The organism is Stenotrophomonas sp. S39 (assembly GCF_016624665.1).
In the GTDB taxonomy this organism is placed as follows: Bacteria; Pseudomonadota; Gammaproteobacteria; order Xanthomonadales; family Xanthomonadaceae; genus Stenotrophomonas.
Genome location: NZ_JACVTT010000028.1, coordinates 30,850 through 49,251, shown reverse-complemented (window position 1 = coordinate 49,251; position 18,402 = coordinate 30,850). Strand labels below are relative to the sequence as shown.

General features: G+C 61.0%; 23 protein-coding genes, 1 tRNA gene and 1 other RNA gene. 15 read left to right on the top strand and 10 right to left on the bottom strand.

Features of this window, described 5'->3' with window-relative positions; translation table 11 throughout:
- Positions 1–145: 145 nt before the first annotated feature.
- Positions 146–1,351: a lytic transglycosylase domain-containing protein gene (locus tag IAE41_RS09710; RefSeq protein ID WP_200732971.1), complete on the bottom strand. Its 1,206-nt coding sequence runs from the start codon at positions 1,349–1,351 to the stop codon at positions 146–148.
- Positions 1,348–2,112, bottom strand: coding sequence for a hydroxyacylglutathione hydrolase (gloB, locus tag IAE41_RS09705; protein WP_200732970.1), 765 nt, complete (start codon positions 2,110–2,112; stop codon positions 1,348–1,350). The genes IAE41_RS09710 and gloB overlap by 4 nt, the downstream gene beginning before the upstream one ends.
- Positions 2,113–2,123: 11 nt before the next feature.
- On the opposite strand from gloB, the gene IAE41_RS09700 reads away from it, so the two are divergent.
- From IAE41_RS09700 to dnaQ, 3 genes are read left to right on the top strand one after another with little or no spacing between them, the layout of a single operon-like run.
- Entirely contained in the window at positions 2,124–2,768 is a 645-nt protein-coding gene (locus IAE41_RS09700; RefSeq protein ID WP_200732969.1) for a class I SAM-dependent methyltransferase, read from the top strand.
- Positions 2,769–2,780: 12 nt separating this feature from the next.
- Positions 2,781–3,233, top strand: coding sequence for a ribonuclease HI (gene rnhA / locus IAE41_RS09695; RefSeq protein ID WP_079220822.1), 453 nt, complete (start codon positions 2,781–2,783; stop codon positions 3,231–3,233).
- Positions 3,234–3,237: 4 nt separating this feature from the next.
- Positions 3,238–3,966 (top strand): DNA polymerase III subunit epsilon, encoded by a 729-nt coding sequence (gene dnaQ / locus IAE41_RS09690; protein ID WP_108758281.1) that lies wholly within the window; start codon positions 3,238–3,240, stop codon positions 3,964–3,966.
- Positions 3,967–4,223: 257 nt separating this feature from the next.
- On the opposite strand, the gene IAE41_RS09685 is transcribed toward dnaQ, so the two are convergent.
- Positions 4,224–4,928 carry a protein phosphatase 2C domain-containing protein gene (locus IAE41_RS09685; protein ID WP_079220824.1) on the bottom strand — a complete coding sequence of 235 codons (705 nt, stop codon included), beginning with the start codon at positions 4,926–4,928 and terminating at the stop codon, positions 4,224–4,226.
- 166 nt (positions 4,929–5,094) lie between these two features.
- Here IAE41_RS09685 and IAE41_RS09680 point away from each other — a divergent pair.
- Both IAE41_RS09680 and IAE41_RS09675 read left to right on the top strand, forming a co-directional pair.
- Positions 5,095–5,185, top strand: a tRNA-Ser gene (locus IAE41_RS09680).
- A gap of 264 nt (positions 5,186–5,449) precedes the next feature.
- A complete protein-coding gene (locus tag IAE41_RS09675) occupies positions 5,450–5,836 on the top strand; it encodes a DUF6165 family protein (RefSeq protein WP_079220825.1) in 387 nt (128 codons plus the stop codon).
- A 51-nt stretch (positions 5,837–5,887) separates the two neighbouring features.
- Here the strand turns inward: IAE41_RS09675 and IAE41_RS09670 are convergent, their stop codons facing one another.
- Positions 5,888–6,934 (bottom strand): glycosyltransferase family 9 protein, encoded by a 1,047-nt coding sequence (locus tag IAE41_RS09670; RefSeq protein ID WP_200732968.1) that lies wholly within the window; start codon positions 6,932–6,934, stop codon positions 5,888–5,890.
- Positions 6,935–6,954: 20 nt separating this feature from the next.
- Here IAE41_RS09670 and IAE41_RS09665 point away from each other — a divergent pair, with 20 nt between their 5' ends.
- From IAE41_RS09665 to IAE41_RS09655, 3 genes are read left to right on the top strand one after another with little or no spacing between them, the layout of a single operon-like run.
- Positions 6,955–7,704, top strand: coding sequence for a 3-deoxy-D-manno-octulosonic acid kinase (locus IAE41_RS09665; RefSeq protein ID WP_200732967.1), 750 nt, complete (start codon positions 6,955–6,957; stop codon positions 7,702–7,704).
- A complete protein-coding gene (locus tag IAE41_RS09660; RefSeq protein WP_079220827.1) occupies positions 7,704–8,471 on the top strand; it encodes an MBL fold metallo-hydrolase in 768 nt (255 codons plus the stop codon). Before IAE41_RS09665 ends, IAE41_RS09660 begins: the two co-directional genes overlap by 1 nt.
- Positions 8,468–8,857 carry a nuclear transport factor 2 family protein gene (locus IAE41_RS09655; RefSeq protein WP_200732966.1) on the top strand — a complete coding sequence of 130 codons (390 nt, stop codon included), beginning with the start codon at positions 8,468–8,470 and terminating at the stop codon, positions 8,855–8,857. The genes IAE41_RS09660 and IAE41_RS09655 overlap by 4 nt, the downstream gene beginning before the upstream one ends.
- A 119-nt stretch (positions 8,858–8,976) precedes the next feature.
- Here IAE41_RS09655 and ffs read toward each other — a convergent pair.
- Positions 8,977–9,073: signal recognition particle sRNA small type (gene ffs, locus IAE41_RS09650), an RNA gene on the bottom strand.
- Between the two features lie 300 nt (positions 9,074–9,373).
- Here ffs and sugE point away from each other — a divergent pair.
- On the top strand, positions 9,374–9,691 hold the full coding sequence (gene sugE, locus IAE41_RS09645; RefSeq protein WP_108767972.1) for a quaternary ammonium compound efflux SMR transporter SugE: 318 nt from the start codon (positions 9,374–9,376) through the stop codon (positions 9,689–9,691).
- Between the two features lie 10 nt (positions 9,692–9,701).
- On the opposite strand, the gene IAE41_RS09640 is transcribed toward sugE, so the two are convergent.
- Positions 9,702–10,850: a DUF3667 domain-containing protein gene (locus IAE41_RS09640; RefSeq protein WP_200732965.1), complete on the bottom strand. Its 1,149-nt coding sequence runs from the start codon at positions 10,848–10,850 to the stop codon at positions 9,702–9,704.
- Between the two features lie 126 nt (positions 10,851–10,976).
- Complete coding sequence (locus IAE41_RS09635) at positions 10,977–11,423, bottom strand: GNAT family N-acetyltransferase (protein WP_200732964.1); 447 nt, start codon at positions 11,421–11,423, stop codon at positions 10,977–10,979.
- Between the two features lie 411 nt (positions 11,424–11,834).
- Between IAE41_RS09635 and IAE41_RS09630 the strand changes: the two genes are divergently transcribed.
- Genes IAE41_RS09630 through IAE41_RS09610 form a run of 5 tightly spaced genes read left to right on the top strand, consistent with a single transcriptional unit; the run spans position 11,835 to position 14,976 of the window.
- Complete coding sequence (locus IAE41_RS09630; RefSeq protein ID WP_200732963.1) at positions 11,835–12,665, top strand: toll/interleukin-1 receptor domain-containing protein; 831 nt, start codon at positions 11,835–11,837, stop codon at positions 12,663–12,665.
- Positions 12,666–12,678: 13 nt separating this feature from the next.
- The gene (locus IAE41_RS09625; protein WP_200732962.1) at positions 12,679–13,188 is read left to right on the top strand and encodes a TIR domain-containing protein; all 510 of its coding nucleotides are present in this window, start codon (positions 12,679–12,681) and stop codon (positions 13,186–13,188) included.
- 12 nt (positions 13,189–13,200) lie between these two features.
- The gene (locus IAE41_RS09620) at positions 13,201–14,055 is read left to right on the top strand and encodes a macro domain-containing protein (protein WP_200732961.1); all 855 of its coding nucleotides are present in this window, start codon (positions 13,201–13,203) and stop codon (positions 14,053–14,055) included.
- Positions 14,055–14,534, top strand: coding sequence for an HIT family protein (locus IAE41_RS09615; RefSeq protein WP_200732960.1), 480 nt, complete (start codon positions 14,055–14,057; stop codon positions 14,532–14,534). The genes IAE41_RS09620 and IAE41_RS09615 overlap by 1 nt, the downstream gene beginning before the upstream one ends.
- A 31-nt stretch (positions 14,535–14,565) precedes the next feature.
- Entirely contained in the window at positions 14,566–14,976 is a 411-nt protein-coding gene (locus tag IAE41_RS09610) for an H-NS family nucleoid-associated regulatory protein (protein WP_200732959.1), read from the top strand.
- A 27-nt stretch (positions 14,977–15,003) separates the two neighbouring features.
- Here the strand turns inward: IAE41_RS09610 and IAE41_RS09605 are convergent, their stop codons facing one another.
- Positions 15,004–16,338: a site-specific integrase gene (locus IAE41_RS09605; RefSeq protein ID WP_200732958.1), complete on the bottom strand. Its 1,335-nt coding sequence runs from the start codon at positions 16,336–16,338 to the stop codon at positions 15,004–15,006.
- A 589-nt stretch (positions 16,339–16,927) separates the two neighbouring features.
- Here IAE41_RS09605 and IAE41_RS09600 point away from each other — a divergent pair.
- On the top strand, positions 16,928–17,647 hold the full coding sequence (locus tag IAE41_RS09600; protein WP_200732957.1) for a hypothetical protein: 720 nt from the start codon (positions 16,928–16,930) through the stop codon (positions 17,645–17,647).
- Positions 17,648–17,709: 62 nt separating this feature from the next.
- On the opposite strand, the gene IAE41_RS09595 is transcribed toward IAE41_RS09600, so the two are convergent.
- Together IAE41_RS09595 and IAE41_RS09590 are read right to left on the bottom strand one after the other, a co-directional pair.
- A complete protein-coding gene (locus IAE41_RS09595) occupies positions 17,710–18,018 on the bottom strand; it encodes a hypothetical protein (RefSeq protein ID WP_200732956.1) in 309 nt (102 codons plus the stop codon).
- Positions 18,019–18,036: 18 nt separating this feature from the next.
- The gene (locus IAE41_RS09590; RefSeq protein WP_200732955.1) at positions 18,037–18,321 is read right to left on the bottom strand and encodes a hypothetical protein; all 285 of its coding nucleotides are present in this window, start codon (positions 18,319–18,321) and stop codon (positions 18,037–18,039) included.
- Positions 18,322–18,402 lie beyond the last annotated feature (81 nt).

The following is an 18,402-nucleotide window of genomic DNA, read 5'->3' as shown; positions in this document are numbered from 1 at the left end:
CCCCCCCCCCCCCCCCCCCCCCCCCCCCCCCCCCCCCCCCCCCCACTCTACGGAGAGCGGAAGAGCAGCCGAGCAAGCTCGACTCTACGGAGAGCGGAAGAGCGGTCGAGCAGGCTCGACCTCTACAGACAGCGGAGCGCCGCGATCAGTCTTCGATGCGCAGCACGGCGCCAGGCTTCAGTACGGCGCTGCCGCTCAGGCCGTTCAATGACAGCAGTGCCTTGACCGGCATGCCGTAGCGGCGGGCGATGGTCCACGCCGATTCGCCATTGCGCACGGTGTGGCGGCGGTTGCGCGGGCGGTCAGCGGCGCTGGCCACGACCTTGGCGACCTGCGGGGCCGGCTGCAGGCTTGCAGTGGCGGTGGCCGCGCCCGCGGCGGTGGCCACCGAGGCAATATCGGACACCGGCGCGGAGGCCGCGGCCACCGGGGCCAGCACGCGGGTGGTGCCTGACGGGCGGCTGCTGCCGGCCAGGGCCGGGTTCAGGCGGGCAATGCGGTTCGGGTCCAGCGCACGCTGCGCGGCCCACTGCTGCACGCTGGTGCCCGCTGGCAGGGTGTGGCCCTTCAGTACGGGCACGGTACGGTCCAGCGAGGCCATCACGCCGGGTTCGTCTTCGGCATCCTCCAGCACACAGGCCAGGGCATGCAGCTTTTCGACGTAGGCATGGGTGACCGGCGACAGGCCGGGCAGGGCGGCCGGCTTGGCGTTCTGGGCGTTCATCCCCGCCTTGCGCATCGACTGCAGCACGCGGTACTCGCCGGCGTTGTAGGCCATGGTCGCCAGGCGCCAATCGCCGCCGAACATGCCGTGCAGGGTCTTCAGGTAGCGCACCGCGGCCTGGGTGGAATCGACCGCCGAGAGGCGGCCGTCGTAGCCGTTGGCCATCGGCACGCGGTGGTTGCGCGCGGTGGTGGCGATGAACTGCCACAGGCCGGTCGGGCCGCTGCCGTTGCGGGCGTTGGGGCGGTAGCCGCTCTCCACGAACGGGATGAGCGCGAATTCGGTGGGCAGGCTGGCCTTGCGCAGTTCTTCGACCACATAGCCGAACAGCACCAGCGCATCGTCATCCTGGTTGGCCAGGCGTGAGGGGGCGTGGGCAAACTGCTTCTGCCAGCGCGGGCTGGTTGCGTCAGCGTCACAGGTCGGTTCGGCCAGGCCCTCGCGGAAGCTGGCGAAGATCTCCTGGCCGTTGCGGACCGACGCGGCCGGCAGCAGGGCCGGGTCCATCGGCACGGCCGACGCGGCGGTCAGGTTCTGGCTGATGCCGGCACCCAGCGACTGCGCGCCCGCGTTTCCGGCCAGCCCCAGGACAAGGCCCAGGGCCAGCGGCAGACTTCGGCGCATCATGCGCGGAAGCCGTCTTTCCAGTGCCGGAGACCGGCCATGACATCGACGTCGTCAACGACATCGCGCCCCAGGTGCGCCGACACCGCCGCGCGGATCGGCGCGGTGTGCACACGCAGGAACGGATTGCAGTCCAGTTCGTTGGCCAGGGTTACCGGCAGGGTGGAACGGTCATCGCGGCGCATGGCCAAAGCCTCCTCTTGGCGCTGCCACAGGGCAGCGTTGGCGGGGTCGACATGCCGCGCGAAGACGGCATTTGACACGGTGTACTCATGGGCGCAACAAAGCAGCAGTTGCACGGGCAAGGTACCCAGCTTGCGCATCGACGCCAGCAGCTGGGACGGCGTACCTTCGAACAGGCGTCCACAGCCCAGGCTGAACAACGAATCTCCGCTGAAAAGATGTTCAGCGGTGTGAAACGCGATGTGGCTGCGGGTATGCCCGGGCACGGATAGTACGTGGAACATCCGGCCTAGTGCCTGAACGCGTTCACCTTCGCCCACCCGCTCGGTGGCCGTCGGGATCCGCTCCTCGACCGGAGCGATGACCCGTGCGCTGGGAAAACGCGCCTGCAGCGCGGGTACGCCGCCGAGGTGGTCGTCGTGGTGGTGGGTCAGCAGGATGGTGTCCACGCGCAGGCCTTGGTCGGCCAGGGCCAGCACGGGCGCGGCATCGCCGGGGTCGACGACCACGGCGGCGCCATCGTCGGCGATCAGCATCCAGATGTAGTTATCCGCAAATGCGGGCAGGGCAGTCAGTCGCATAGAATTGGACCATGCCCCTGCTGCAGAGCCACCGTCAAGCGAGCCTGGTGCCGTGGTTCGACAGCGAGCCGGCGGCGGCCCTGCGCGTGCTCGAGCGCCAGCTGCTGCTGCCACGGCTGGCCACCCTGCCGTCCCAGCCCTGGCTGTGGATCGCCCCCACGGCATCCTGGCTGGAGGATGCGCAGCTGGGCGGCCGCGGCCTGCGCCTGTACCGCGACGGCGCCGGCTATGCCGGTGATACCCGCTGCGCGCTGCCGCTGCCGCTGGCCAACGAGAGCGTCAACGCCATCGTGCTGCAGCACGTGACCGCCGCCGATGCCGATTACCTGCTGGATGAATGCTCGCGCGTGCTGATGCCCGGTGGCCAGCTGTGGCTGAGCAGCCTCAACCCGTTCAGCCCGTACCGCACCCGCTGGCGCCAGCATGGGCTGGTGGTGCGCACGCCGCAGCGGCTGCGCCTGCTGCTGGCCCGCCATGGGCTGGAATGCGATGACACCCGCTACCTGGGGCCGCTGTGGCAGGGGGCTGGCAGCCGCCGTCGCGCGCGCTGGGCGCCGCTGCGCGCGGCCTGCCTGTTCCATGCCGAAAAACGTACGCTGGCCCTGCCCGGGCCGACCCCGCTGCCGGTGCGCTGGCACGGCACCGTTGCTACCTGATCTGGAGTTGTATTGAAAACCATTGAAATCCACACCGACGGTTCCTGCCTCGGCAATCCCGGCCCCGGTGGCTGGGCCGCTCTGCTGCGCTACAAGGGCCACGAGCGCGAACTGAGCGGCGGCGAAGCGCACACCACCAACAACCGGATGGAGCTGATGGCAGCCATTTCCGGGCTGGAGACGCTGACCGAGCCGTGCGACATCGTGCTCTACACCGATTCGCAGTACGTGCGGCAGGGCCTGACCCAGTGGATGCCGGGCTGGATCCGCAAGAACTGGAAGACGGCCGGCGGCGACCCGGTGAAGAACCGCGAGCTGTGGGAGCGCCTGCATGCGGCCACGCTGCGGCACCAGATCGACTGGCGCTGGGTGAAGGGCCACTCCGGCGACCCGGACAATGAGCGGGTCGACACCCTGGCGCGCAATGCCGCGATCCAGATCCGCGACGGCAGCCCGGTAAACTGAGCCCATGCGTCAGATCATCCTCGATACCGAAACCACCGGCCTGGAATGGAAGAAAGGCAACCGCATCGTTGAAATCGGCTGCGTGGAGCTGTTCAAGCGCCGCCCGACCAACAACAACTACCACCAGTACATCCGGCCCGACGTCGACTTCGAGCAGGGTGCGCAGGAAGTCACCGGCCTGAGCCTGGATTTCCTGGCCGACAAGCCCGAGTTCGCGCAGATCGCCGATGAGTTCCTTGCGTTCATCGATGGCGCCGAGCTGATCATCCACAACGCGGCGTTCGACCTGGGCTTCCTGGATTACGAGCTGTCCCTGCTGGGGCCGCAGTACGGCAAGATCACCGACCGCTGCACGGTGATCGATACCCTGGCGATGGCGCGCGAGCGCTTCCCCGGCCAGCGCAATTCGCTGGACGCCCTGTGCCGGCGCCTGGGCGTGGACAACTCGCACCGTGCGCTGCACGGCGGCCTGCTCGATGCGCAGATCCTGGGCGATGTCTACATCGCGCTGACCTCGGGGCAGGAAGAGATCGGCTTCGGCCTGGAAGACGACAGCGGGGCCGACGGTGCCGCGCTGCTGGCCTTCGATACCAGCGCGCTGCTGCCGCGCCCGCGCGTGGTGGCCACGGCATCGGAGCTGGAGGCGCACACCGCGCGCCTGGAGCGCCTGCGCAAGAAGGCCGGCCACGCGTTGTGGGATGGCCCGAAGGTTGAAGAGGCCGCAAGCGCGTAAGGGGTCGGGGGGATGCCGGGCATGGACCGGCATCCACGACGCGTCATCCACGCATGGCGTGGATCTACCGGTTAATGGCAGCGCACCAGGATGACGGTGATGTTGTCCGATGACGCGCCAGCGCATTCGCGCTGACGCCCCACAATTTGCGCCGCAAATCGTGGGCCCCGTCTCATCACCACCCACACCCCCGCCGCTTCGCGTCCGCCCCCTGACTCAGGGGGCTCTCCTCCAGACGCCCTGTGCGAGCGTCAGGATCAGTGGCAGCGCACCAGGATGACGGTGATGTTGTCCGACCCGCCGCCGTCCAATGCGGAGGCGACCAGGCTGTCCACGCATTCCTGGGCGCTGGCATCGTCGTAGGCCAGGGTGCGGGCGATGTCGCGGTCGTCGACGTCTTCGGTCAGGCCGTCGCTGCACAGCAGCAGCTGCATGCCCGGGCGCAGTTCGCCGCTGGTGGTGGCCACGTTCAGATGGTTCGGGTCGGTCACGCCCAAGGCCTGGGTGACCACGTTGCGGTGCGGGTGGGCGCGCGCCTGTTCGGCGGTCAGGTTGCCCTGCGCCACCAGTTCCTGCACCACGCTGTGGTCCTGGCTGAGCTGGGCCAGCTGGCCGTCGCGCCACAGGTAGGCGCGGCTGTCGCCCACCCAGGCCACTTCATAACGGTTGCCCTGCACGCGTGCGGCGACCACGGTGGTGCCCATCGGCAGGGTGTCGTTGCGCCGACGCGACGCACGGATGATCTCTTCGTCGGCGGTGCGGATGGCGTGCGCCAGCGGCGCGCCGCGGCGGATCTCGCGGACGATGGTCTCGCGTGCCAGGGCGCTGGCCACCTCACCGCAGGCGTGCCCGCCCATGCCGTCGGCCACCAGCCACAGGGCCAGCTCGCTGTCACCGTAATAGGTGTCCTCGTTGAGCTCGCGGCGCAGGCCAGGGTGGGTGAGGTGTCCGAATTCAATCATGGTGGTTGCTGGGCGGGGTCATGCCGGGGAGAACGGCATCATCACGGCCAAGCGGACATCCGGCAAGGCGTTCAGTCAGAAAATTTTCACATGATGGGCCGCAATGGCTTGTGGTCTGCCGCGCTTCCTCGTATGATGCGCGTCCCCGGTTCGCCGGGGAACACCTGGAGAGGTGGCAGAGCGGTTGAATGTACCTGACTCGAAATCAGGCAGGCGTTTATAGCGCCTCGGGGGTTCGAATCCCCCCCTCTCCGCCAGATTAAAAAAGAAGGGCTGCCGAAAGGCAGCCCTTCTTTTTTAATCTGGCGCGGGACGCGAAACGCGCTTTGCGCGCTTCGCCCCATGCATTGCTGCGCAACGCATGGGCCCCTCCCTTTGCCTGCCTCTCCCCGCCCCTGTCGGGGCAGCCCCTCAACAGAGGGGCTTGTTCCACCCGATGTCTTGCTGGAACGGGTGCATTGCGTGGATGCCGTTCGCACACTGCGGGTTACCATGTACGCATCACCTGTTGGAGCGCTGCCATGACCGCTGAAATCCTTGTGCCTGTTTCCTTTGGCGAGCTGCTCGACAAGATCTCGATCCTGCAGATCAAGTCCGAGCGCATCAGCGATGAAGGCAAGCTGGCCAACGTGCGCCGCGAGCTGTCCGCGCTGGATACCACCTGGATGGGCCACCCGGCGGCGGTGAAGGACATCGCCAAGCTGCGTGCCGATCTGAAGGCGGTCAACGAGCAGCTGTGGGACATCGAGGACGAGGTCCGCCTGAAAGAGAAGGCCCAGGCCTTCGACCAGGCGTTCGTCGACCTGGCCCGCAGCGTCTACCTGCGCAATGACGAGCGCGCGCGCATCAAGAAGGCGATCAACCTGGCGCTGGGCTCGGCGTACGTGGAAGAGAAGTCCTACAAGTAATCCCACGCCCTGCGTGGAGGGTGCGGGCCATGGGCGGCCCGCACCGGTCGCTCAGCCGAGGTGATCGGCCACGTAGCGTTCGAAGGCGGCGATGCCGTCCTCGACGGTGATCAGTTCCATCACATCGTCGAACTCGATCTTGGTGCCCCACTTGAGATCGGCGGCGGTCTTGCCCAGGTACTTGCGCGCGGCATCGTCGTAACGGTCCACGCAGTAGCGCCGGTCGGAATAGGGGCCGCTGCGGTGCGGGTTGCTGGCCGCATGCAGGCCCAGCACCTTGGCGCCCATCGCGTTGGCGATATGCATCGGGCCCGAATCAGGCGTCATCACCAGATTGGCGCGGGCCAGCAGGGCCGGCAGCTGCTTCAGCGTATCCCTGCCCACCAGGTCCAGCGCCGGCGTCGTCAGCTGGGTGAGGATGGCATCGGCCATGCTGCGCTCCAGTTCGCTGCGGCCACCGCACAGCACCACCTGCCAGCCACGCGCGCTGGCATGGTTGGCCACGGCGGCATAGCGGTCGGCGTACCAGTTGCGCATGACGTGGCTGGAGCACGGCGAGATCATCAGCACCGGGCGGCCATCATCGGCCCACTGCGCTGCCGCCCATTCGTAGGCCGACGGCGGAATGGCCAGATCCCAGCTCACTTCGGTCTGGCGCAGGCCCAGCGGTTCGCAGAAGCTGCCGATGGCATCGAGCACGTGGATGCCCGGGCGGTCGGGAATACGTTCGTTGACGAACAATCCGTGCAGGTCCTTGGAACGGCTGCGGTCGTAGCCGATGCGGCGCTCGGCCGGAATGAAGGCCGACAGCAGGTTCGCGCGGAAGGCGACCTGCATCTGCAGCAGCGCTTCGAAGCGGCCCGGCGGCAGCTGCGTGCGCAGCTCCTTGACCCCGGCCATGCCGGTCTTCTTGTCGTATGGGTGGAACACCACGCCAGGCAGGCCATCCAGCAGCTTGTGGCCAACCTTGTCGATGATCCAGTGGATCGGCGTGTCCGGGCGCGCGGCCTGCAGGGTGCGCACCAGGGGAACAACGTGGGTGACATCCCCCAGAGCAGACAGGCGCAGGAGGCACAAGGATGAGGACGCTGATGCCATGTGTTGTTAGACTCAATGGAATGGTCGTATTTGACGCCAATGAAGCGCTGACGCCATGCCGCGAGGGTCGCGGCATCGGGGCCATTCTGTTCGACCGCGAGCGGCTGCGGCAAGCCGACGTCGGCCTGTTCTCGCCCCAGCACTGGGGCAGCAAGGCCCGACCGGTGGGTGAAGGCGGGCGGGGCAGTGCCTGGTTCGTCGATGCCTCCTTTGGTCCCGGGGTGCTGCGCCACTACCTGCGCGGCGGCCTGGCAGCCAAGCTCAGCCGGGACCAGTACATCTGGCGCGGCGCCGACCGTACCCGTAGTTTTGCCGAATTCCGGCTGATGCGCGCCCTGCGCGCGCAGAAGCTGCCGGTGCCCCGGCCAGTAGCGGCCTTCTACATGCGTGAAGGCATGCGCTACCGCGCGGCCATCCTGATGGAACGCATCGAGGGCGTGCGCTCGCTGGCCGACCGCGCGCTGGTGGCCGGCCGTGGCGCGCCGTGGGAAGAGGCGGGCCGGCTGATCGCGCGCTTCCATCGCGCCGGCCTGGACCATGCCGACCTCAACGCCCACAACATCCTGTTCGATGGCAATGGCCACGGCTGGCTGATCGACTTCGACCGCGGGGTCATCCGCATCCCGGCCACGGCCTGGCGCGAGCGCAACCTCAAGCGCCTGCTGCGTTCGCTGGTCAAGCTGCGTGGCGAGCGCAGCGTGGAAGACGTGCAGAAAGACTACGCGCGGCTGCGTCGCGCCTATGACATGGCCTGGAACCGGGGCACCTGATGGACTGGTCGTTGCGTTTTCTCGGCGTCGGCAATGCGTCGGCGGTCGAGCTGGGTTCCCCCATGTCGGTCATCGAGCGTGATGGCCGCCCGTGGCTGACCATCGATTGCGGTGGCGAGGGCCTGACCGCCTTCAAGGCGCACTACGGGCACCTGCCGCAGGCGCTGTTCGTCACCCACGTGCACCTGGACCACGTGGCCGGCTTCGAGCGGCTGTTCGTGGATACCTTCTTCAACACGCACCGGCGCGGCAAGGTGCGCCTGTACGTGCCGGCCACCGTGGTGCCGCTGCTGCACAAGCGCGTGGGCGATTACCCCAACGTGCTGGCCGAAGGTGGCGCCAACTTCTGGGATGCCTTCCAGCTGGTCGTGGTGGGCGATGCGTTCTGGCATGAGGGCGTGCGCCTGGAAGTGTTCCCGGCACGCCACCACTGGCCGGAGACCGCCTATGGCCTACGCCTGCAGGGCGCGTTGACCTGGAGCGGCGATACCCGGCCGATTCCGGAGATGCTGGCGCGCTTTGCCAACGACAACGAACTGATCGCCCACGACTGCGGACTGCATGGCAATCCTTCGCACACCGGCGTGGACGATCTCGAGCGCGAGTACAGCGCTGAGCTGCAGTCGCGGATGATGCTCTACCACTACGCCAGCGCGGCCGATGGCCAGGCGTTGGCCGCGCGTGGGCACCGCGTGGCGCAGCCGGGGCAGTGCGTGCCGCTGGCGACCCCGACGGCGCCGCACGTGCTGGCGCAGGATCCGCCGTGAACACCTCTGGCCAGCCTGCTGATGCAGCGCTGGCTGCCGAGCTGGAACATCTGGAACGCGCGCTGCACACCCCGCAGGTGCGCGGCGATCGCGCGCGGCTGGCGGAACTGCTGGATGAGGATTTCAGCGAGATCGGCAGCTCCGGCCAGTGCTACGGCCGTACGGCGGCGCTGGCCGAGATTCCGCTGGAACGGGCGCAGGTGCAGATCGAATCGGAGCAATACGCAGTCTCGCTGCTGACGCAGGACCTGGCCCAGGTGCGTTACCGCAGCCGCTACCACCTCGACGGCCAGCCGCAGCGCTGGGTGCTGCGCAGTTCGCTGTGGCGCCGGCATGCGCAGGGATGGCGGGTGGTGTTCCATCAAGGAACGCCCGAAGCACGGTAGCGCCGGGCCATGCCCGGCGAAGGGCGCCAACCAAGGTTGGCAGCTACCAGAGCGCGAGACGAAGGGCGCCAACCAAGGTTGGCAGCTACCAGAGCGGGGCACGGCCCAAAAAGGCGGTGGCCCCGCCGGCTGACCTCGGCGCCCGCGTCGATCGATACCGTTGCTGCCTTCCGGCCCTGGCGGGATTTTCGACCTAGCGTCGCGAGGGGCCGACGGGGCCACCATAGAGACGTTGGCCGCCCAAGGGCGGCCGGTTCACGGATCAGGGGAAGCAGCGCGTCGCGCGCCGGAGACCACAGCCGGACTGCGCATCGGCTGGCCGATGGCAGGCGCGCATTCTAGCGCAGGCGTGGGCTTCGACGCCAGCTTCATGCGATGAATCGGCTGTAACCCGTACACAGGCAGCACGGCCGGCACGTGCCCCCGTTGCTAGAATGCGGCCGCAGGAGGAACGACCTCCCCCGCATCGGGAATCAATGACCAGGACGGCCTGGCCCTACCAATAGGAGGGCCGTCATGGCCTGGATCTATCTGTTGTTCGCCGGCCTGCTGGAAATCGTCTGGGCCGTGTCCATGAAGCAGTCCGAAGGCTTCAGCAGGCTCACCCCCACCGTGGTCACCATCCTCGGCATGATCGCCAGCTTCTGGCTGCTGGCCGTGGCCATGCGCACGCTGCCGCTGGGTACCGCCTACACGATCTGGACCGGCATCGGCGCCGTGGGCGCCTTCGTGGTCGGCATCGTGTTCCTCGGCGAGCAGGTCAGTGCGATGCGCATCGGCGCGGCCGTGCTGATCGTCTGTGGCCTGGTGCTGATGAAGCTCTCCAGCAGTTGAGGCTGCGCGATCAGGCGGAAATGCCTGCCAGCGCCGCGTACATCACCACCACGTTGACCAGGAAGAAGTAGACGCCGCCGATGAGGGTGTAGCGCAGCACGGTCAGCAGCTTGTTGCCGCCGTACACACGCTGCTGCATCCACAGCAGGTAGACCGGCACCGCCAGCCACAGCAGTGCGGTGATCCACAGGCCGAGCGTGGCGACCAGCGGCGAGGCGAGTGCATTGCTGATGCTGGCGACCAGGAAGGTCGCCAGCACCACCATCATCAGCCAGCAGTGGCTGTACAGCGCCACCACCAGATGTTCCAGGTAGCCCATCGATCGCGGGATGTAGGCAATGCGCAGGACCAGCGCGAACACCGGCATCAGGAAGAACAGCGCGCCGGGCAGTGCGGTCAGGATCGCCTGCATGTACAGATCGGTCTTGCCGCCCATGCGCTGGATGTTTGCGTTGCCGTTCTGCAGGCGCCGGTTGAGCCAGTTGTTGGCAAACTGCGGCAGGCCGGCGAGCACGATGGGATTGGTGTCCGCATCCCAGGGCTTGCCGTTGATGCTGTAGTTGAAGAACGTGCCGTGATTGTCGTCGGTCGGCGACGCGGGGGTGTCGGTGGGTGCGCCGAGCTCGGCCCTGCGCTGCGCGGCGGCGGCATTGACGGCAGCCCGGGCAATGGCGAAACCGGGGTTGCCGGTGTTCGTGGTGCTGGCCTGCTGGTCGATCAGTGCCATCTGCTGCGCGCGTACGGCTTCGACCTGTTCGGCGGTGGTGGCCTTGCCGAACAGCGAATTGCCGCTGGCGCCCACGCTGAAGTTGTCGACGTGCACGAACATCTTGCCGATGAAGAAGGTGAACAGGGTGAGGATGACGAACAGCCGCAGCGGCTGCACGTAGCCCACCCGGCGGCCCTTGAGATAGTTCAGTGCAATGCGGCCGGGCACCCACAGGTCGCGCAGCGTGCGGAAGATGCGCCCGTCCAGGTGCCAGAACGATTCGAAGACTTCCTCGATGGCGTGGCCGACATGCTTGAGCGGGTTGTGCGCGGACTGCCCGCAGTGATGGCAGTAGTGGCCCTGCAGGGCGGTGTCGCAGTTCTCGCAGGTGCCGTGTGCCGACGGATCGGCGTCGGGCAGGGCGGCGTGCACGCGGTCGATCGAGCTCATCGGGGCAAAAGGCCGTGCGTAGGGTGAAGGCGCCTACGATAGCGATTTTTCAGGTTTCGTTCAGCTTTTGGGACAGGGGCGTTTTTGGGGCGCGGGCGTGGCATGCCATCCACGCATGGCGTGGATCTACTGCAGGCGTACTTCCATGTGCACGGCGTGAATTCCCGGGCCGTGACCGTCCGTTACCCGTTGGGTGACGCGGAAGCCCAGCCCGGCGTAAAAGCCCTCGGTGTGCTGGCTGGTGCTCAACGCAATGCGCTCCACGCGGGGGTCGGTGGCGGCCTGCTGCAGGCGCACCCGTGCAAGATGGCGGCCAAGTCCTTGTCCGTGCCGGGATTTCTCCACCATCCCCCAGCAGAACCCGGCGGTCCCGTTCGTGGGAGGAGACAGCCCTCCGCAGGCGACGACGCTGCCGTCGAGTTCGATGACCTGGTAGGCGTGCTCTTCCGCCAGCCCGCGCAGGAACGACTCGAAGTCCGGGCGTTCCTCCGGGGCGAAATAGGTCGGCAGATTGCTGTCAAAGATCGCCAGGCAGGCGGCCAGATCGTTGTGGTGGTAGCGGCGGGTCTTCATGGCGTGACCATAGCGCGTAGGGCCGGGTGGGGAAGGGCTGCCGGGTGGCGCGCCATCCACGCATGGCGTGGATCTACTGCCTTCGGGGGAGAGGCAGGCAAAGGGAGGGGCCCATTCGTTGCGCAGCAACGCATGGGGCGAAGCGCGCGCAGCGCACTTCGCGTCCCGCGCCAGATAAATAAAAAAGGCCGCCCGAAGGGCAGCCTTTTTTATTTATCTGGCGGAGAGAGGGGGAGCGGATTGAATCCGCTCTAACCCCTTCTTCCTTCAGCGAAACGCAAACCGGGCCTGTGTCCTGTGTTGTGACCATGAGTCTAACGCCCTCCACATGGCTAAGCTTCCGGGTGGGTAGGAGAATTCCTATGACGAAATGACATCCGTTCAGCTAATATTTGGAGAAAGCAAGGTGGTGTGACGATTCGCTACCAAGTTCCGCAGGGGGGAACAATGCACAGAGGTTTTCAGATTGAAGGTCTTTCGGACACCTTCGGCACGGAGAGTGATTCGCGTGGACGCGCGATCCGCGATAAGCAAATTTCCACGGTGAGGAGCACTTTGGATGCATATCTTTCGGACGACGGAAGTTTGGACGCAAAAGCACTTAGCAAGGCTTGGTTCCCTGCCATCAAAGCTGACGTATTCATATCTCATTCTCACAACGATGAGGCCAAAGCCCTTCGCCTAGCAGGTTGGCTTGAACAGCATTTCGGCCTGAATTCATTCATTGATTCAACTGTCTGGAATAGCGCAGATGCGCTATTAAAAAAAATAGACGATAAATACTGTATGCAGGAGAATAGGACAAGCTACGACTACGATAAGAGAAATCTCTCGACGAGCCACGTGCACATGATGTTGGCTATGGCAATTACGGAAATGATTGATCGCTGTGAATGCTTGTTTTTTTTAAATACGCCTGCGTCGATAACCCCGGGCAAGACGATCAATGAAGCCAAGACTTCATCACCCTGGATTTATGCAGAGATAGCCATTTCTAAGACGATCCAAAAGAAGCAGCTGCCGTCATCCCGTAGGGTTTTAGAGTTCGTAGCCATGGACTCAGTCTCTAAAAAGGCGGACGGTTCAGTCCCGCTGATCCATGAGTTGGACGTGGCTCACTTGTCGAGAGTAAGCGAGATGCAATTGCATATATGGGCAATTAAAAGCTGTCTTCCTCCCAAATCAAATCCTCTTGATGTCCTGTATGAGCTAATACCGGTCAGAAAATATACACATCTATAACATGGAGTTTGAGATGAGCTATCGTAATAAAACCTATATTGCTTTCGCAAGTGAAGACATCAGGTCCTATCGTTTGATGGAGGCATGGAGAGACAACGATAAGATTGATTTTAATTTCTATGACGCGCACGACCTATTTGAGGCGAGAGACACAAGTAAGCCTGAGACAATCAAGCGTAATCTGAGAGAGCGGCTAAAAAACGCGAAGCAGGTAATATTGCTTGGAAGCTCCTATGGAAAGAAAAAGGGCGGCGATGGTATCTCATTCTTGGCCCATGAAATCGAAGTCATTAAGGAGTTCGATCTTCCAGTCATTGTTGCGAATTTGGATGGTGACCGCAATATTGATGAAAACTTCATACCTAAGCCTCTCTTAGATGCGAACTATTACACCATGTCGGTGTCGTTTCAAATGAAAATTATAAAATTCGCCCTGGATAATTACGTTGGTTTCTACCCATCTAAGAAGGGTCAAGGACCGCACTACTATCAGTCAGCCTTCTATACAAATCTTGGCCTGTAAAGGTAAATGATCATGGGAGACCTGATCCAAGATATGACAACCCGTCGATTTTGGAAGAATTACATTCTGAAGTCGTTTGCCGTATTGGGAACAATTATTGCTGTCATTAGAATAATTGTTCTCTTCTTCCCTGCGCGGGCAGAACTGCTGAATGAAATATCATTTATCATCGTAGTCGTTTCATCGCTTGCAGCCGGCCTTTATCTGAACTGGCCAAATCCTATCCAGGCTGAGTATTCCTCTCCTAAGACCAAAATAAAAATAGTTAAGGGTGATATTTTCAACCAGAGTGGAAATATTGTCATCGGTGTCTGCAATACGTTTGACACGGAAACTCCAAATATCATTGAGCGGAAGAGCCTTCTGGGTCAGGCAATCGACAAGCTTTATGAAGGCTCATGGAAAGAGCTGGATAAGCAGATAAGTGACGCTCTGGTGGGTAAGGTTCCGGTTTCCCCTATCGAAAAGGAAGGGAAGAAAGAGAAATATGAAATAGGAACCGCTTTGACTGTCAGGCACTGTGGGAAGAAAATCTTTCTTTCGGCATACGCCGATATGGATCAGAACAATAAAGCGAGCTCGCAGATCGAGACACTGACAAAGAGTTTGTTCGACTTGTGGGCTGAGGTCACGACAAAGGGTAACGGGCAGCCTGTATCTATCTCACCCTGGGGCGGAGGGCTGTCGAGAATATCAGGCGTGCTCCCGGCTCAGGACTCAATTAGACTCATCATTCTTTCCTTCATGTTTTGTTCAAGAAAAGAAAAAGTATCCGATGAGTTAACGATAGTCGTTCCTGATGACCAGTTTAAAAAACTGGACCGTTTGGAGCTGCAAGCCTTCTTGTCTTCTCTAAGGAGCTCGTAATGGGCGAGACCAGCATTGATCTTCCTGACGACGGTGCGTGTGCCTTCTGTGCATATCTCAGGGGAGATAGGCCTTATACGATCTTGCGGCGTGATGAACTCACGGCAACGCTGGTGACTCGGGAGCAAAGGGGCGTTCCACATCTGCTGGTCATTCCGATTGCCCATCGACCAACGCTGTTGGAGCTGCATGACAGTGAGACGCTCGCCTTGATGACCGCTGTTCGGGATGCAGCACGGCTTATTGATAAAACGTATGAGAGGCCTGGCATCGCGGTGTGGCAGAACAACGGGAAGGACGCGAACCAGGCCATTAGCCATCTTCATTTCCACGTTGCTGGAACGCTTGATGAGGGGGGGACTGAGTGGGGAAAGGTGAAAGAGATCTCGGTTGAGGAAACGGATGAAATCGCTGAGAAGCTCCGGGCACCAAAAGCGGAGGAAGACCGCGCTATGCGACGTTCCACCCGCTTGTTATAGTTACGCTCCGATCAATTAGTCCACTGGCCAAATGAGCAAACCGACCCTTGATTCAATCGCTTCGGCCAAAGCCAAGTTGGCCGAAGAACTTCGCAAGCTTGAAGAGCAAGAAGCGAAGCTCATTGAAGACGAAGCGTCCGACGCGTTCTTGCAGATTTCAGATCTGCTGAGCCGTTACGGGCAGCACCTGACGTCTAAGCAGAAGGCGGATATCGCCAATCAAGTTGGCAGTTCTTCCAATGGGCCAGGTCGCCCGAAGAAGTCAGCTGGCACTGACACGCGCAAAGAAGTGGCCCCGAAGTATTGGCTGCCGCATACGCAAGAGACGTGGACTGGTCGTGGCCGGACTCCACGTGCCTTTGCTGCCTGGGAAGGTTCTCCTGCATACAAAGAGTGGAAGGCCAAGCATCCCGATGAAAAGTTCCCGAAGTATCCGGGATGAAATAAAAAGGCCCCGCAAGGGGCTTTTTTATTTGTGAAACTTCGATTTTCTTGAGAGGGCTTTTGCAAACTGTCCAGGGGTGTATGCTGGGATCTCAATTCCTGGATAGAACTTAGAGAGTGTCTCCGCGCAAGCTCGTAGCTCAGGCGGGCAAACTCCTCTGTCGATGTAGCTCATCAGGCCCGGGACCGAGACGCTTTCGGATGGGGCTCCCACGACTGTGTGTCCAGTGAGTGCGGCAATCTGCACCGCACCAACTTTTTCTTTGGTTAAATTAGAGGCGAAGGTATGGCGGAACACGTGTGAGCCGATGCCTTTCTTGAACCCATGTTTCTTGATGTATCGGCTAAACTGCTGAACAAGTGTGCCGCCGTAGCCCTTGATGTATGCCTTGCCATCTTTGACCGCGACGGTGAGGGGCAGGTGTGGGAAGAGTCGATCTTGTCCAGTGGCTCGAACTTCATTGACATAGGCCAAGAAGTTGGCATCTAGCAACGGCTGGGCAATGGGAATGGCGCGAATGGAAGAGGCGTTTTTAAGGCGTTGCCCCGTCGCCGTAACCTGGATGCAGATGCATGTGACCCCATCGACAGTGTGAATATCCGTCGTTCGAAGCTGTGCGATCTCGCTAATCCGTGCTCCTGTGTAAAGCGCCAGGAGAGGGCCCCACCACCTGTGGGGCTTGTCTTTGGTCCACTCCGAATAGGCTTCCGGCTCAAAGATCTTTTCAAGCTCGCCTCTAGTGAAGGGGCGGCGGTTCTTCGCTGCTGTAGAGACGTCAATTAGTTTAGCAACGCCTTTCGCGGGTGATCTGAAAGACTTGTCCGCTTCCTGTTGCGTATTGAAGAAAGCGTTGATGCGTCTGATATGACTATTATAAGTCTCGCTATTGATGGGGGAGGGGGTGCTTCTCTTCCCGATTTCCAAGATCTCAGCAAAGCTTAGGTCTTTCATGGATGGATTTCGTCGTGCATTGCTTGGCCAAAATTTGAAGCTGTCCAAGGTCCTTCGGATATCATTGCCAGTGATTGATGCTAATGGCTTGTTACCGATAGCGGCAAGCATAATTCCAAGTGTTTGCCTGTTGAGTTGGATGTAGGTCAGGGCGAGATTGCGGCGTATTAGATCTGATATGTAGCGTTGAATGACATCATCCAGCAGATCTACTGTGCTTTGTGTGGGTGATGTGCAGGCGACAGATTTCTTGGCGCGTGACTTGCGCTTCAATAGGCGAAGTATTTTATCGCAGCATTGCGCTGCGTTCTGGCCTTCTACGATGATCTCTCCCACAACGCCATTTTCAACGGGGAGGTTTCTTATTATGCAGCGATGGATAGACGGTTCGGATTTTTGGTCGGGCATGGTGTTTCCTTCGTGTCCGAACCTAACGTCAAGCAAATGTCTGTCAATAGCTGATGTATTTAAATGGAGTTTCAGTCCACATTATGTTGTTTCGCTCATGCTGCAAAACCTTGCGGGACAGGGCGTCGTCGACAGTGTTATTTAACATGGCTAGTGTTGTTGCGCTAGTCTCAGGACTTGAAAATTTTGCTGTTAAGGAGGACGCTCAGTTCCTCGTGGCTGATATAGCCGTGCACAAAGAGCTTCATAAATTCCTTCGCCCGCTTCGGCAAGAGCATTTGATTCTTCCGCAAGATATCAAGCGACTCTTCGCAGATCTGGGCACGGGAGTCTCGTTCCGAATCGGTGATCCGGGGTATGACTGGCTTAATTAATCCATCTGATAGTTTTTTGCCCATGCGGCGATTTATATCTCGGAATCATCTATAGTCAAGTCGATCCCTTTACGGCTATTGGAATCATCGAAAACTCGCGCGTCTATCTCTGATTCGCTAATGGCTGCGGGGCTTTTGAGAGCGAATAGGCATCAGGCTGGTAGCAATTAGAAATCGGAGGATGTGTCATATTTCTCGTTCAGGAGGACCAACATATGAGCAATTCGCTGCCTCTCTTTCAGTTCATGGACGTTGCCCACGGCTGCGCCGAAGCCGCTCGGGAGAGCAACGCTCTTGCGTTGAACCGCTGCGCAGAGCTAGATGCTTTCATTGACCGGACAGCTTCGAGTCGTTTGAAGCCGCCAATGGCCGCAATCCTTCGGATCAATGCGCGAGGGATGTTCTGCGCATCGATCAATACGGCCCTAATAGGGTATCGGGCTGCGCTTTTTCCTACGTTACGCGCATCTTTGGAGGCCGCGTGCTATGCCCAGGAAATTGAGATCAAGCCAGAACTCAGTGATCTTTGGGTTAATCGGCATCGAAGCGATGAAGATCGAAAGAGAAGTCGAAAGGCCTTCGGGGACGCTGTGCTCAACACCTGTAAGCGTTTTAGCCGCCTAATGCCGGACAACGCGGGATTGGTGCGTCAGATGTATGACGCAATGATCGACGACGGGGCACACCCCAATGTTAGGTCCATCTTGCCTTCGCTCAGGATGAGGGAGACAGAGACGCATCATGAAGTTGCCATTGGTCTGGTGGTTCCTGAGCGCGTCGAGGTATCACTTTTTTGCTGCTATGAGATCGGCCTTTTTACTTCTTGGCTTATGGGCGATCTTGATCAACCTGACGAAGAGTTCTGGATAGAAGCCGCACGACTCAACGAAATCAAGAACGATTGGGAAAACGAACTACTGGCTGGGAGGAGATGATCTTCATTTCATATGAAAAGAGCCCCAAAAGGGGCTCTTTAATAATGGTAGCGACGCTTGACTCAGTCCATGCTGACCCGAGCGATGACTTTGTAAGAGCCCCCAACGTCAGCAAAGGTAAAGACCCCATTGAACTGTTGGTCAAACTTTCCACCCATCGCCAGGACTCGCGACTTCACCGGGCAGTTGTAGCCAGAGTCAACCTTGGTGCACTTGCCAAGCTCGAACTCCATCAGGCGGGCATCTTCTGATCCGTTGTCTTTGACATAAGCAAGCATGGCGTCCTCAGCCTTGTTCTGGGAAGGGCCGCTCGAACATGCGGTCAGCGCAATGGCCAGGACGGTGGCAGTCGCGAAGCGCTTCATGGTCATCATCATTCCTTGGTTAATTTAAAAGATAGAAGCCAGGAGGGCATAGACGCCCATCCACAAGAGACCAATTACGGTCGATCCGAGCCAAGCAGCCAAGGCCAGACGCAGTCCTGCGGAGGTGTTTCCCTTCGTTGCTGCCAAGACCCCGTGCAGGATGGCGACGATGGACAGGACGATCAGCACAACGAACCCGATCACCGGAACGATGGGAGCCACCCAGCCGATGTAGGCAATCCGCCATCCTCGGTTCACCAGCTCTCTTGTGGCGTCCCCACTTCCAACAGCATTCCCGTGTGAACTCATCCTGCGCTCCCTGGACCGGTTGACGTTCCATCGCAAGATACGCTAAACGTAGGCTACGGGCAACGTAATTTACGAGCAACG

Excerpts from the sequence above, each read along its gene's own strand:
- sugE (WP_108767972.1), top strand. The coding sequence starts at position 9,374 with ATGGCCTGGATCTATCTGTTGTTCGCCGGCCTGCTGGAAATCGTCTGG.
- IAE41_RS09675 (WP_079220825.1), top strand. The coding sequence starts at position 5,450 with ATGACCGCTGAAATCCTTGTGCCTGTTTCCTTTGGCGAGCTGCTCGAC.
- IAE41_RS09600 (WP_200732957.1), top strand. The coding sequence starts at position 16,928 with ATGAGCAATTCGCTGCCTCTCTTTCAGTTCATGGACGTTGCCCACGGC.
- IAE41_RS09685 (WP_079220824.1), bottom strand. The coding sequence starts at position 4,928 with ATGATTGAATTCGGACACCTCACCCACCCTGGCCTGCGCCGCGAGCTC.
- gloB (WP_200732970.1), bottom strand. The coding sequence starts at position 2,112 with ATGCGACTGACTGCCCTGCCCGCATTTGCGGATAACTACATCTGGATG.
- IAE41_RS09665 (WP_200732967.1), top strand. The coding sequence starts at position 6,955 with ATGGTCGTATTTGACGCCAATGAAGCGCTGACGCCATGCCGCGAGGGT.
- IAE41_RS09640 (WP_200732965.1), bottom strand. The coding sequence starts at position 10,850 with ATGAGCTCGATCGACCGCGTGCACGCCGCCCTGCCCGACGCCGATCCG.
- IAE41_RS09615 (WP_200732960.1), top strand. The coding sequence starts at position 14,055 with ATGGGCGAGACCAGCATTGATCTTCCTGACGACGGTGCGTGTGCCTTC.
- dnaQ (WP_108758281.1), top strand. The coding sequence starts at position 3,238 with ATGCGTCAGATCATCCTCGATACCGAAACCACCGGCCTGGAATGGAAG.
- IAE41_RS09620 (WP_200732961.1), top strand. The coding sequence starts at position 13,201 with ATGGGAGACCTGATCCAAGATATGACAACCCGTCGATTTTGGAAGAAT.
- IAE41_RS09610 (WP_200732959.1), top strand. The coding sequence starts at position 14,566 with ATGAGCAAACCGACCCTTGATTCAATCGCTTCGGCCAAAGCCAAGTTG.
- IAE41_RS09595 (WP_200732956.1), bottom strand. The coding sequence starts at position 18,018 with ATGACCATGAAGCGCTTCGCGACTGCCACCGTCCTGGCCATTGCGCTG.
- IAE41_RS09700 (WP_200732969.1), top strand. The coding sequence starts at position 2,124 with ATGCCCCTGCTGCAGAGCCACCGTCAAGCGAGCCTGGTGCCGTGGTTC.
- IAE41_RS09605 (WP_200732958.1), bottom strand. The coding sequence starts at position 16,338 with ATGCCCGACCAAAAATCCGAACCGTCTATCCATCGCTGCATAATAAGA.
- IAE41_RS09670 (WP_200732968.1), bottom strand. The coding sequence starts at position 6,934 with ATGGCATCAGCGTCCTCATCCTTGTGCCTCCTGCGCCTGTCTGCTCTG.
- IAE41_RS09635 (WP_200732964.1), bottom strand. The coding sequence starts at position 11,423 with ATGAAGACCCGCCGCTACCACCACAACGATCTGGCCGCCTGCCTGGCG.
- IAE41_RS09590 (WP_200732955.1), bottom strand. The coding sequence starts at position 18,321 with ATGAGTTCACACGGGAATGCTGTTGGAAGTGGGGACGCCACAAGAGAG.
- IAE41_RS09660 (WP_079220827.1), top strand. The coding sequence starts at position 7,704 with ATGGACTGGTCGTTGCGTTTTCTCGGCGTCGGCAATGCGTCGGCGGTC.
- IAE41_RS09710 (WP_200732971.1), bottom strand. The coding sequence starts at position 1,351 with ATGATGCGCCGAAGTCTGCCGCTGGCCCTGGGCCTTGTCCTGGGGCTG.
- IAE41_RS09625 (WP_200732962.1), top strand. The coding sequence starts at position 12,679 with ATGAGCTATCGTAATAAAACCTATATTGCTTTCGCAAGTGAAGACATC.